The following is a 12,126-nucleotide window of genomic DNA, read 5'->3' as shown; positions in this document are numbered from 1 at the left end:
CCACACGCATGAGTAATCGCACGTTCGTCGTCGGCGTGGGTATGACCAAGTTCGAGAAGATCGAGTCTCGTGACTGGGAGTACCCGGACATGGTGTCCGAGGCCGTGGGCACCGCCCTGGCCGATGCCGGGATCTCGTACGACCAGGTGCAGCGCGCCGCCGTCGGGTACGTCTTCCAGCCGTCGGCCGCCGGTCAGCGTGCGCTGTACGAGACCGGTCTGACCGGTATCCCGATCGTCAACGTCAACAACAACTGCGCCACCGGCTCGTCGGCGCTCATGATGGCCCGCGAGTGGGTACAGGGCGGCATCGTCGACGTCGCCCTGGCGGTCGGGTTCGAGAAGATGACCAAGACGGCGCTCTCCGGTACCGGCGAGATGCCCAAGGTCACCACTCTCGACGATCACCTGAAGGTGATGACCGCCAAGCACGAGTGGGGCCGCGGTCCCATGACGGCGCAGCTGTTCGGCAACGCGGCACTCGAGCACATGGAGCGCTACGGCACCACCGCCGAGCAGATCGCGTCGGTGGCGGTCAAGAACCACAAGCACTCGGTGAACAACCCCTACGCGCAGTTCCGCGACGAGTACACGCTGGCGCAGGTGTTGGAAGACAAGATGATCCACGCGCCGCTCACCCGGTCGCAGTGTTCGCCCACCTCCGACGGCGCGGGTGCCGCGGTGGTCGTCAGCGAGCGGTTCGTGCGTGAGCACGGGCTCGAGGACCAGGCCGTGGAGATCGTCGCGCAGGCGCTCACCACCGACACCGCCGAGGCGTTCGCGGACAAGTCGATGATCGACGTCGTGGGCGCCCCCATGACGAAGGCCGCTGCCGCACAGGTGTTCGCCGAGTCGGGACTGACGGTCGACGACGTCGACGTGATCGAGTTGCACGACTGCTTCGCGATCAACGAGATCATCACGTACGAGGGCCTCGGCCTGTGCGAACCGGGCGAGGGTGGCAAGCTCGTCGAGTCCGGTGGCACCACGTACGGTGGCAAGTGGGTCGTCAACCCGTCCGGCGGCCTCATCTCGAAGGGGCACCCGCTGGGCGCCACCGGCCTGGCGCAGTGCGCCGAGCTCACGTGGCAGCTGCGTGGTCAGGCCGACGCCCGCCAGGTCGACGGTGCCCGCGTCGGTCTGCAGCACAACCTCGGCCTCGGTGGTGCGTGCGTCGTCACGCTGTACCGGGCCGGGACCATCTCCAAGGAGTCGTAACACCATGCCCATCGACGTGAAGGCCGCGCTGTCGGCCGAACCGACTGTCCGCGAGGCCAACTGGACCGAGCGCGACGTCCTGCTGTACCACCTGGGTCTCGGCGCGGGAGTGAACGCGCTCGATCCCGCGGAACTCGGCTGGGTGTACGAGAAGGGTCTGCGGGTCCTGCCGACGTTCGCGATGGTCGCGGGCCAGGGCATCTCGGCCGGCACCCTGAAGCCGGCCGGAATGAACATGCCCGGCATCGACATCGACCTGCGCAAGATCCTGCACGGCGGCCAGTCGCTGACGCTGCACGCACCGATCCCGACCACCGGTTCCGCGCGGATCTCCTCGCGGGTCGCCGACGTGTGGGACAAGGGCAAGGCCGCGGTCATCGTGCTCGAGCAGTCCGCGACGGACCAGGACGGAAACCCGTTGTGGACCACCGCCATGCAGATCTGGGCCCGCGGTGAGGGCGGCTTCGGCGGCGACGCCGGCCCGGAGGTCGCCAACGCGGTGCCCGAGCGGGACGCCGACAAGGTCCTGGTCTCGCCGACCAGCACCCAGCAGGCGCTCGTCTACCGGCTCAGCGCCGACATGAACCCGCTGCACGCCGACCCGGAGTTCGCGAAGATGGCCGGTTTCGACCGTCCGATCCTGCACGGGCTCGCGTCGTACGGCGTCGTCTGCAAGGCCGTCGTCGACGGCCTGCTCGGGGGCGATCCCGCTCGCGTGCAGAGCTACTCGGTGCGCTTCGCGGGCTCGATCTACCCCGGCGAGACCATCGAGACGTCGGTGTGGCAGGACGGGAACACGCTCACGCTGCTCGCGACCTGCCCCGAGCGCGACGGCCAGCCGGTGCTGACTCACGCCACCATGGAGGTTCGCTCGTGAAGGTCGGTGACCACCCGACAGCGCAGACCCATCCGCACGGCACCGTCCTGACGTCGGCGCCGCAGGATGCGCCGGTCGACCGCGCCACCGCGGCCGCCCGGCGGGTGATCGACGCGATGCTGCGCACCGATCGCGGCAACGCGAATCTGGACCGGGTCGCGGAGGAGTTGAACAGTATCGCCGACCATCTCGAGGAGCACGCTCCCGAGGTGGCCGAGCGGATGATCGACATGTGGAGCGGTGAGGGTGTCACCCGCCACGACCCGATCACCGGTCCGGAGAACGCGATCGCGCCGCCGCTGGTCCTGAAGGGACTCGACGACGGCTCCGTGCAGGGCGTCGTGACGCTGACCCTGCCGTACCAGGGTCCGCCCGGGTGCGTGCACGGCGGCGTGTCGTCGCTGATCCTCGACCACGTACTCGGCGTCGCGAACGCGTGGGGCGGCAAGGCCGGTATGACCGCGCAGCTCAACGTGCGGTACCACAAGCCGACTCCGCTGTTCGAGGAGTTGACCGTCACCGGGAAGCAGATCTCGGTGGACGGCCGCAAGATTCACACCGTCGGCGACATCAAGAACGCCGCCGGTGAGGTGTGCGTGTCGGTGGAGGGACTGTTCATCGACGCTTCGGTGCCGCGCCCGCGGTAACCGTCTGGCCTCGAGCTGAAGGGTCCCTTCGTGCGCTGTCCGCGTGTGAAGGGACCCTTCAGCTCTTCCAACGGAAGAGGAGATCGACTGTGGGGAAGCTCGACGAGAGGGTCGCGATCGTCACCGGTGCCGGCATGGGCATCGGCCGAGGGATCGCGGGAGCGTTCGCGCGTGAGGGTGCGAGCGTGCTGGTGGCCGAGATCGACGAGGCCGCCGGTGAATCGACCGCGCAGTGGCTGCGCGACGAGTGGGGCGTCGAGGCGAAGTTCCTGCGGACCGACATCACCGACAAGGACCAGGTCCACGCGATGGTCGACGGTGCGGTCGCGCAGTTCGGCCGCCTCGACATCCTCGTCAACAACGCGTGGCGCAGCAGCGGCTACGCGCGGCTCGAGAACATCACCGACGAGCAGCTGCGCGGCGGTTTCGACATGGCGGTGATGGCCGCGTTCTGGGCGATGCAGCGAGCACTGCCCGAACTGGAGAAGCGCGGCGCCGGCCGGGTGATCAACCTGTGCTCGCTCAACGGTGTGAACGCGCACATGTACTCGGTGCACTACAACGCCGCGAAGGAGGCACTGCGCACGCTCACCCGCACCGCCGCCCGCGAGTGGGCGCCGAAGCAGGTGTGTTGCAACGTGATCTGCCCGGGAGCGCAGAGCGCTGCATACCAGCGGACCGTCGAGGCCAACCCGCAGATGGCGGCGACGATGGCGTCGGCCAACCCGATGGGTCGCATCGGCGACCCGCTCGACGACATCGGCCCCGTCGCAACGTTCCTGGCGAGCGACGATTCCCGGTACGTCACCGGCAACACGCTGTTCGTCGACGGCGGCGGGCACATCAACGGCGTGCAGTGGGCGCCGCAGGTGGACTGACGACCGGTCAGGCGCTGGGGGAGTCGACGACGCTGCCGTAGGAACTGCCGAAGCTGCCGGTGTTCGAGCTGCCCAGGCTGCCGTTTGACGAGCTGCCCACGCTGCCCGTGTCGAGGCTGCCGAACCCGAGCTGACCGAGCAGCGGCGTCAGGAGCGAGGGAAGGCTGAAGGTGATGCTGCCGGCCGAGCTGCTCGGCTCGGGTGGCTCGGGCAGCGCGGCGGCGGTGCCCGGCGCGAACGCCATCACCGCTGCTGTCCCGGCCGCCACCAGCACGGCCCCGAGCGCTGCCCGCACCCGACGACCCGTCGTATCAGTCACCATGTTGGGTTCCCTTTCGTCAGTTCGGGACGAATGAAACACGACGAAGGCCCCGGTCGGGGCCGGATCGGACGGATTCACCCCGGGCTTCACGTCGGCACCGGACGGCGCTCGGCGAGCCGACGGTGCCCAGCCGAGGGCGCCGATCTTCCGTAGGGTCGGCACCGATGACGTACGAATTGACTGCAATCGAACTGACCGACAGTGCGCGAACGTGGTTGATCGAGCGGCCCATCGAGATCGCGGTCTACATCGTGATCGCGCTCGTCCTGCGCTTCGTGCTTCACCGGGTCGTCGACCGCGCGACCCGGGAGAGACCTGGTGGGGAGCCGGGCCTGCTGCGTCCGCTGCGGGAACGCCTGCCTGCGGGGACGCGGGACTCGGTGGCCGCGCAGCGTCGAGCGCAGCGCGCCCGCACCATCGGGTCGGTACTCAAGTCCGGGGTGTCGATCGTGACGCTCACGTGGTGCGTGCTGCAGATCCTGACGGTGTTCAGTGTCAACGTCGCGCCCCTGGTCGCCTCCGCCGGCGTGGTCGGCGTCGCGCTGGGCTTCGGTGCGCAGAACCTGGTGCGGGACTTCCTGACCGGCATGTTCATGCTGCTCGAGGACCAGTACGGGGTGGGCGACATCATCGACGTCGGTGAGGCGTCCGGGACCGTCGAGACGGTGGGCCTGCGCGTCACCACGATCCGGGACCTGAACGGCACGCTGTGGTACTGCCGCAACGGTGAGATCGCGCGTGTCGGCAACATGAGCCAGGGGCACGCGGTGGCAGTGATCGATCTGCCCATCGCCCCGGGGGCGGCGGTCCCGCGGGCGACCGAAGTGGCGCTCACCGCGGCCATCGAAGCCTCCGAGGACGAAGCGATCGCCGACGCGGTGCTGGAACGGCCGCAGATGCTCGGGGTCAACGGCGTCACCGCGGAGTCGGTGATGCTGCGGTTGACCGCTCGTGTCAAGCCCGGACAGCAGTGGGCGGTGCAGCGGTACATCACTCAGGCCGTGCTCGCCGCATTCGACGAGCACGACATCGCTGCCCCGCTCGCCGCGCTGGCGGCCATGCGGGGAAGCAACTCGAACTGACGGCTGTCCGAAAGATCCAATCGCCGACCGCCGACGCTGTCTAGCGTGGTCACCATGACTCCACAGTTGAACGCAATCGGACTGGTGACGACGGATCTCGCAGCGTCGCTGCGGTTCTACCGTCTCCTCGGGCTCGACATCCCCGAGGACGTCGAGTCCCGGCCGCACGTCGAGGTGGTCGCGGGCGGGGTGCGATTGATGTGGGACACCGTCGAGGTCGTGGAGTCGTTCGGTGGCCCGTACACCCCGCCTACCGGCGACGCGCGGGTCTCGCTCGCGTTCGAGTGCGACGGGCCGGGGGAGGTGGACGCGGTGTGGTCTCGGCTCGCCGAGGCCGGGCACGGCGAGGTGGAACCGTTCGACGCTCCGTGGGGGCAGCGCTACGCGACGGTCACCGACCCCGACGGCAACGGCGTCGACCTGTTCGCAGCCCTGCCGTCCTGACGCAGTTCCCCGAACGGGCGGCCCGTGATGCGGCGCGATTCGCGGATGAGATGGCCCTGGTCGACGTAGCCGCACTCGGCCGCCACGGCGGCGGACGGCAGGCCTTGCCCGGCCAGCTCGCGGGCGCGGGCGAGGCGCAGGATGCCGGCCAGGGTCTTCGGTCCGTAGCCGAAGCTGCGGTTGCCGAGGCGGTGCAGCGCGCGGGCCGACAGTCCGGTGGCCTCGGCGACCCCGGCCACCGGCACCCCCGTCCCGAGGAGGCGGGCCGCGACGGTCACCGCGTGGTCCGGTAGGCCGACATCGGCCAGGCGCCTCACCGCGAACGTCTCGAACGCGTCGGCGGCGCCGGTGGGATCCAGTGCGCTCAGGGCCGCCGCCGGCCGACGGCCGACGACGTCGTCGAGCGGCACCCGCTGGTCACGCAGGTGTGCGGCCGGGACGCCGAGCAGGTGCGGGAGCAGGCCGGGCGGAAACCGCACACCCACACCGGGCTGCGGGGACGCGGTGACGGTGAACGGCCCGGTGTCGGGACCCGCGACCAGGACCGCGCCGTCCCGCCACACGAGATCCATGCAGCCGTCCGGCAGCACCGTGCCGTCCGACGAACGGACCGTGTGCCAGACGGTGGCACCGGGAACCGCGTGTGACGGACGCTCGCTGTACACGGCCCCAGTACAGCACGCGGGGACGACAGGGTCAGCCCACCAGCGTGCGCCCGACCGCCTTCAGTCCCACGGCCCAGTCGATCAGCTCCGGAACCTCTTCTCCCGTCGCGCAGAAGGTGGCCGGTCGGAAGACCACGACCGTCGCGCCGGCGGCATGCCAGGCCAGGGCCTTCTCGGCGGTCGCGTCGAGGTCGACGGTGCCGTCGTCGCGGCGCTCCGGCCCCACCGACACCTGGACGATCGCGGTGCGGGGATCGCGACCGTGCGCCTCGAAGGTGTCGCGCAACAGCGTGACGCTGTCCGCGAAGGTCTGCATGTCGGCGGGGTTGACGGTCCAGCCGTCGGCGACGCGGGCGATGCGGTCGAAGTTGCGCCGACTCGGGCCGAATCCGAAGATCACCGGCACCCGCCCCTGCACCGGCAGGGGGCGGGCGTGGAAGTCCTCGAAGGAGAACTCGCGGCCCTGGAAGTCGGTCGGCGCGTCGGTCCACAGTTCGCGGCACGCGCGGACGGTGTCCTCCAGGCGGCCGAAGCGGGCGTCGAAGGGCATGTTGGTGGCCGTGTACTCGGCTTCCTGCCAGCCGACGCCCATCCCGATCGCCGCCCGCCCCTCGGAGAGCCGGTCGAGGGTGGCGATCTGCTTGGCCAGCAGCACCGGCGGGCGGATCGTCGCGATCAGCACCGACACGTTGAGCAACACCCGTTCCGTGACGGCCGCGACCGACGCCAACAGTGACATCGGCTCGTACCAGTCGTGTTCGATCGGGAACGGGAAGCCGTGGGTACGAACGCGTTCCGCATGCGCGGCCGCGTTGAAGCCGAGGTGGTCTCCGGTGGAGATCATGTCGACTCCCGCGCGGTCCGCGGCAGCGGCCACATCGAGCACCGGGCGGATCCGTCCGGCGTAGAGGTTCTCGGCTCCGAGGATGTTCAGACCGACCTGCATGGTGCTCCTGTTCCGCGGCTACGCGTTCGGCGCCGCCTTCGTCACGGACTTTGCCTCATCGAGAGTCGCAGCGCAGCACCGATTCTCACAGAGTGCGCTGCGCGTGCTCACTGAGGTTGCCGACCAGGTCGATGCAGGTGAGCCGCTGGGTGAACATCCACTCGCCGTCGCGGAACGCGAACGCATCGAAGTAGCGGCCGGTCAGGATCGGCTGCAGGGGAAGCGCGTCCGTTGCCTGCAGCACCGTGAAGTACGACAGGGACGTCGCGGTCCTGCAGTCGTCGGCGACGTCGACCCGCAGGTTGGTGACCACGTGCTTGGTGCGCGGCCGCGGCGGTGTGCCGTGCATCCGGATGAAGCTGCGGCACGCCTCCAGCACGCCGGCGGGGTCGCAGTCGCGCACCGCCCCCACCGGCGTCCCGGTACCGTCGCACTGCCCGTACACCGCGTGCGCGAAGAGGTCGGCTACCTCCTCGAGCCGCGCCTCGTCGACGAGGTGCGTGTAGCGGTGGGCGAGGTCGCGGATCGACTCGACCGCGCCGAGTCGTTCGACGGTCCAGGCGGACATCAGACGTGGATCTCGCGTCGGTTCATCTTGCCGGTCGCGTTGCGCGGCAACAGGTCCGTGGTGATGCGCCACTTCGTCGGCACCTTGAAGTAGGACAGGCGTTCGGATGCGAACTCCCGCAGTTCCTCCTCGGTGACCGTCGCGCCCGGCGTCACCACGACGACCGCCGATACTTCCTGACCCAGATCCGGGTGCGGGGAGCCGACGACCGCGCACTCCTGCACTGCCGGGTGCTCGTCGAGGATCTGCTCGATCTCGGTGGGGTAGACGTTCTCGCCGCCGCGCAGGATCAGGTCCGAGCGCCGACCGGTGAGCCGCAGGCGGCCGTCCTCGACGACGCCGTAGTCGCCGGTGCGCAGCCAGCGGTCGGGGGTGATCGAGTTCTCCGTCGCGACAGGGTCGTTCCAGTAGCCGAGCATGACGAACGGGCTGCGCACGCACACCTCGCCCTCCATACCGTCCGGCAGCCACTCGCCGAACGGATCCCGGATCTCCATGCTGACCGTGATGATCGGCCGCCCCAGCGTGCCCGGGTACTCCTCGAGTTCGGCAGAGGTGGCCACCGCGATGGCGGTGCTGCACTCGGTGAGCCCGTAGCTGTCGACGAGGGCGTTGCGGGCGAACGGAACCTGTTCGCGCAGGCGGTCCTTGAACGCGATCGACGACGGCGCCGACGCGAGCGAGAACGACGTCAGCGACGAGAGGTCGTACTTGTCGAGGTTGCCGTGCTCGAGCAGACGCGAGGCCATCGTGGGCACCGCGCCCCAGTTGGTGACACGTTCGCGCTCGACGAGGCGGAGGATCCGGTCGACGTCGAAGGAACCCTGGTTGATGACCAGCGCGCCGCCCATCGCGAGGCGGGGGACCGCCAGGTTGTGCAGGCTCGCGATGTGGAAGAGCGGGGAGGTGAGCAGGTCGCGCATGTGGGTCGGCACGTCCGGATCGAACTGCTGTCCCGTGAACGACGCCATGATCGCGCCGTTGTAGCGGTGGTAGTCGACGACCGCGAGCAGGTTGCGGTGCGAGTGCAGCGCGCCCTTGGGGCGGCCGCTGGTGCCGGACGTGTACAGGATCACCGACGGATCGTCCTCGTCGACCGCGACGACGGGACGCTGCGCGCCGGCGAACTCGGCGAAGAGGTTGGGAAGGTCCTCTTCCATGGTCAGGATCGTGATCCCGGACGTGTCCACCCCGGCGAGCGCGGCGCCGCGCTTGGCGTCGACGACCAGGACCTTGGGGGCGCTGTGCTGCAGGCCGTACTCGATCTCGCGCGGCACCCACCAGCCGTTGAGGCCGACGGTGATCGCACCGAGCGCCTGCGTCGCCCAGAACGAGATGACCCATTCCGGCGTGTTGGCGCCCAGGATCGCGACCCGGTCGCCCTTCTCCACGCCGTACCGGTCCCGCAGCGCCGCGGCGAGCGCGTAGGCGTCGGCGGCGTGCTGTGCGTAGGAGACGCGACGGTCCTCGGTGACCAGGTAGTCCCGGTCGCCCCACTTCACGGACTGCGCCAGCAGATCGCCGACGGCCCGATCCCGGTTCTTCATGACCGGCATGCGGGTGCCGAGGACCTCTTCCTCGACGATCTCGAACGGTCCGCCGAAGCCGGTGAGACGAGAGATGACCTGATCCAGGTGCAGTTGTGGATCGGCGGGGGCTGTCATGGGTGACCTTTCTTCGATGTCACAGTGTCGCTCCTGTCACCATTGACCAGCGAACACCCAGGTAGATGCCGTGAGGTGTGTCATGTGACGGGTTTCTCACGGCAATTTCTCACGTCCGGAACCCGCGATGGGGGGAGTTACCACTGAGCGAGACTGACGGTGATCTGCGCGACAGCCCGCGGATACTTTTCGCGCATAGGACATGGCTGCCCCGCCGACACCGCCGACGGCCATCAGTACCGCGCCCACCGGCGCCGTGACAGGAGAGAATGAGTTGGAACGCACCACGATTGCCGAGATGCTGCTCGATCGCGTCGGCGACGAGCATCTCGGTCTCCGCACCCGCGAGCAGGACTGGACGTGGGACGAGGTCGTCCGCGAGAGCGCCGCGTGCGGTGATCTCGCCCGATCGCTGCGGACCGACGGGCCGTTCCATATCGGCGTGCTGCTCGAGAACGTGCCGGAGTTCCTGTTCTGGCTCGGTGGCGCGGCGCTGACCGGCGCGACGATCGTCGGGATCAACCCGACGCGTGGCGCGGCGGAACTCGAGGCCGAGATCAAGTACGTCGACTGCCAGCTGATCGTCACCGACGCCGCGGGCATGGAGAAGCTGAAGGGCCTGGATCTGGGGCTGTCCGAGGACCGGTTCGTCCTCGTCGACGCACCGGACTACCGGGAGCGGATCGATGCCCACCGGGTGGAGCCGGCCATGGCCGACGGCATCGACGAGTTCAGCCTGTTCCTGCTGCTGTTCACGTCGGGCACCACCGGGATGTCCAAGGGCGTCAAGTGCAGCCAGGGCCGCCTGTCGCGCCTGGCGTACGCGAACACCGCGAAGTACGGGCACAAGCGCGACGACGTCGATTACTGCCCGATGCCACTGTTCCACGGCAACGCGCTGATGGCGTTGTGGGCGCCGGCGCTCGCGAACGGTGCCACGGTGTGTCTGCCGGAGGCGAGGAAGTTCTCCGCCTCGGGTTTCCTCCCGGACGTGAAGTTCTTCGGCGCGACGTTCTTCACCTACGTCGGCAAGGCCCTGTCGTACTTGATGGCGACCCCGGAGCTGACCGGCGACATCGACAACAAGCTCGAGCGCGGGTTCGGCACCGAGGCCTCTCCGGAGGACAAGGCCGAGTTCGTCCGCCGATTCGGCGCCGAACTGTTCGAGGGCTACGGCTCGTCGGAGGGTGCCGGCTCGGTCAAGCTCGACCCGGAGGCGCCCTCCGGCGCGCTCGGTCGCCCCGCGCACGACGGCATCCTGGTGGTGAACCCGGAGACGCGTGAGGAGTGCGCCCGCGCGATCCTCGACGAGCACGGCCGGGTGCTCAATCCGGACGAGGCCATCGGCGAGATGATCAACACCGAGGGCGCGCGTGCCTTCGAGGGCTACTACAAGAACGACGCCGCCGACGCCGACCGCATCAAGCACGGCTGGTACTGGACCGGCGATCTCGGCTACATCGACGAGGCCGGGTTCATCTACTTCGCCGGACGCAAGGGCGACTGGATCCGCGTGGACGGCGAGAACACGTCGGCGTTGATGATCGAGCGGGTGCTGCGCCGCCACCCGGAGGTCATCGCGACGGGCGTGTACGCGATCCCGGATCCGAAGTCGGGTGACCAGGTGATGGCCGCGATCGAGGTCGAATCGCTCGAAGGCTTCGACCCGGTCAAGTTCGCCGAATACCTCTCCGGGCAGGCCGATCTCGGCAGCAAGGCGACGCCGCGGTTCCTGCGGGTCTCGACCAACCTGCCGATCACCGGGTCCAACAAGGTCCTCAAGCGCGAACTGCAGGCCGAGTTGTGGCGCACCGACGAGCCGGTCTACCGCTGGGTGGGCCGCGGCGAGCCCGTCTACGAGGCGATGACCGCAGAGGACAAGGCCGCGCTCGAGGCGGAGTTCGTCGCCTCCGGTCGCCAGCGTTTCCTGGGAGTCTGACGTGACCCGCAAGGTTGCGCTGGTCACGGGCGCGAGCCGCGGTATCGGCCGGGAGATCGCGCTCGCGTTCGCGCGTAAGGGTTTCGACGTGGCCATCACCGCCCGCACGGTGCGGGAGGGCGACGGCGCCGTGACGCCTCGCACCCGCGCGGAGGGCGAGACGCTGATCGCGGTGCCCGGCAGCCTCGAGACGACCGCTGCCGAGATCGAGGCGTGCGGCGTCCGCGCGCTGCCGATCCGGATGGATCTGCTCGATCTGGAATCGGTGCTGGCCGCCGCGGACGAGGTACTTCGGGTCCTGGGCCGGGTCGACGTCCTGGTCAACAACGCCTACGCGCAGACGGCCGGCCACATGGAACGGATCCTGGACCTGCAGCTCGGCGACGCCGAGGTCATGGTCCGCGGCAACTACCTGCATCAGCTGGCGCTGATCCAGCGGGTGCTGCCGTCGATGGTCGAGAACGGGGACGGGGTGATCGTCGACCTGGTGTCGGGATCGGCGACGACGGACCCGCCGGCCGCGCCCGGCGAGGGCGGCTGGGGCGTCGCGTACGCGGCATCGAAGGCGGCGTTCGGGCGACTGGCCGGTGCCGTCAACGCGGAATACCGCGGGCGCGGTATCCGCGCGTTCAATCTGAGCCCCGGATTCGTGGTCACCGAGTCCGGTAAGGCGCGCGGCGGCACCGAGAAGATCGAGGACGCCGGATTCGACTCGGTGCCCGCGACGGTGCCGGCCGCCGCCGCGGTCTGGCTGGCCACCGCACCCGACGCCGAGCGTTTTCTCGGAAAGGTGGTCTGGGCGCCCAAGCTGGTGAATGATTTCACTGATTCCGCCACGTCCTGACGGGCGTCTCGGAGTCGACCGAGTGCAGGTGGG

13 protein-coding genes are annotated in these 12,126 nt (G+C 69.3%); 8 read left to right on the top strand and 5 right to left on the bottom strand.

Annotated elements, in window-relative coordinates; genetic code table 11:
* The first annotated feature begins 8 nt into the window (after nucleotides 1–8).
* From A6I89_RS09645 to A6I89_RS09630, 4 genes are all read left to right on the top strand, one after another.
* Nucleotides 9–1,217, top strand: coding sequence for a lipid-transfer protein (locus A6I89_RS09645; protein ID WP_005517165.1), 1,209 nt, complete (start codon nucleotides 9–11; stop codon nucleotides 1,215–1,217).
* A gap of 4 nt (nucleotides 1,218–1,221) precedes the next feature.
* Nucleotides 1,222–2,094 carry a MaoC/PaaZ C-terminal domain-containing protein gene (locus A6I89_RS09640; RefSeq protein ID WP_022598267.1) on the top strand — a complete coding sequence of 291 codons (873 nt, stop codon included), beginning with the start codon at nucleotides 1,222–1,224 and terminating at the stop codon, nucleotides 2,092–2,094.
* Nucleotides 2,091–2,741 carry a PaaI family thioesterase gene (locus tag A6I89_RS09635; protein WP_005517167.1) on the top strand — a complete coding sequence of 217 codons (651 nt, stop codon included), beginning with the start codon at nucleotides 2,091–2,093 and terminating at the stop codon, nucleotides 2,739–2,741. The genes A6I89_RS09640 and A6I89_RS09635 overlap by 4 nt, the downstream gene beginning before the upstream one ends.
* A gap of 89 nt (nucleotides 2,742–2,830) precedes the next feature.
* Nucleotides 2,831–3,619: an SDR family NAD(P)-dependent oxidoreductase gene (locus tag A6I89_RS09630; RefSeq protein ID WP_022598266.1), complete on the top strand. Its 789-nt coding sequence runs from the start codon at nucleotides 2,831–2,833 to the stop codon at nucleotides 3,617–3,619.
* Nucleotides 3,620–3,626: 7 nt separating this feature from the next.
* Here A6I89_RS09630 and A6I89_RS09625 read toward each other — a convergent pair whose 3' ends face one another.
* Nucleotides 3,627–3,941, bottom strand: coding sequence for a hypothetical protein (locus A6I89_RS09625; RefSeq protein ID WP_005517169.1), 315 nt, complete (start codon nucleotides 3,939–3,941; stop codon nucleotides 3,627–3,629).
* Nucleotides 3,942–4,105: 164 nt separating this feature from the next.
* Here A6I89_RS09625 and A6I89_RS09620 point away from each other — a divergent pair, with 164 nt between their 5' ends.
* Together A6I89_RS09620 and A6I89_RS09615 are read left to right on the top strand one after the other, a co-directional pair.
* Nucleotides 4,106–5,023: a mechanosensitive ion channel family protein gene (locus A6I89_RS09620; protein ID WP_005517174.1), complete on the top strand. Its 918-nt coding sequence runs from the start codon at nucleotides 4,106–4,108 to the stop codon at nucleotides 5,021–5,023.
* A 54-nt stretch (nucleotides 5,024–5,077) separates the two neighbouring features.
* Nucleotides 5,078–5,467 (top strand): VOC family protein, encoded by a 390-nt coding sequence (locus A6I89_RS09615; RefSeq protein WP_005517179.1) that lies wholly within the window; start codon nucleotides 5,078–5,080, stop codon nucleotides 5,465–5,467.
* Here A6I89_RS09615 and A6I89_RS09610 read toward each other — a convergent pair.
* The 4 genes from A6I89_RS09610 to casG form a co-directional block, all read right to left on the bottom strand.
* Nucleotides 5,404–6,132, bottom strand: coding sequence for a helix-turn-helix domain-containing protein (locus tag A6I89_RS09610; RefSeq protein ID WP_005517182.1), 729 nt, complete (start codon nucleotides 6,130–6,132; stop codon nucleotides 5,404–5,406). The genes A6I89_RS09615 and A6I89_RS09610 overlap by 64 nt on opposite strands.
* A gap of 31 nt (nucleotides 6,133–6,163) precedes the next feature.
* A complete protein-coding gene (locus A6I89_RS09605; RefSeq protein ID WP_005517184.1) occupies nucleotides 6,164–7,078 on the bottom strand; it encodes a TIGR03619 family F420-dependent LLM class oxidoreductase in 915 nt (304 codons plus the stop codon).
* An 85-nt stretch (nucleotides 7,079–7,163) separates the two neighbouring features.
* Entirely contained in the window at nucleotides 7,164–7,646 is a 483-nt protein-coding gene (locus tag A6I89_RS09600; RefSeq protein WP_005517186.1) for a nuclear transport factor 2 family protein, read from the bottom strand.
* The gene (gene casG, locus A6I89_RS09595; RefSeq protein WP_005517189.1) at nucleotides 7,646–9,310 is read right to left on the bottom strand and encodes a steroid-24-oyl-CoA synthetase; all 1,665 of its coding nucleotides are present in this window, start codon (nucleotides 9,308–9,310) and stop codon (nucleotides 7,646–7,648) included. Before casG ends, A6I89_RS09600 begins: the two co-directional genes overlap by 1 nt.
* A 298-nt stretch (nucleotides 9,311–9,608) precedes the next feature.
* Between casG and casI the strand changes: the two genes are divergently transcribed.
* Complete coding sequence (gene casI / locus A6I89_RS09590; protein WP_037085920.1) at nucleotides 9,609–11,249, top strand: steroid-22-oyl-CoA synthetase; 1,641 nt, start codon at nucleotides 9,609–9,611, stop codon at nucleotides 11,247–11,249.
* Between the two features lies 1 nt (nucleotide 11,250).
* Nucleotides 11,251–12,093, top strand: coding sequence for an SDR family NAD(P)-dependent oxidoreductase (locus A6I89_RS09585; protein WP_005517193.1), 843 nt, complete (start codon nucleotides 11,251–11,253; stop codon nucleotides 12,091–12,093).
* Nucleotides 12,094–12,126: the final 33 nt, after the last annotated feature.

Origin of the sequence: Prescottella equi, assembly GCF_002094305.1 — a bacterium.
Taxonomy (GTDB): Bacteria; Actinomycetota; Actinomycetes; order Mycobacteriales; family Mycobacteriaceae; genus Prescottella; species Prescottella equi.
Note: the sequence above shows the minus strand (reverse complement) of the source record. Positions and strands in the feature narration are given on the sequence as shown.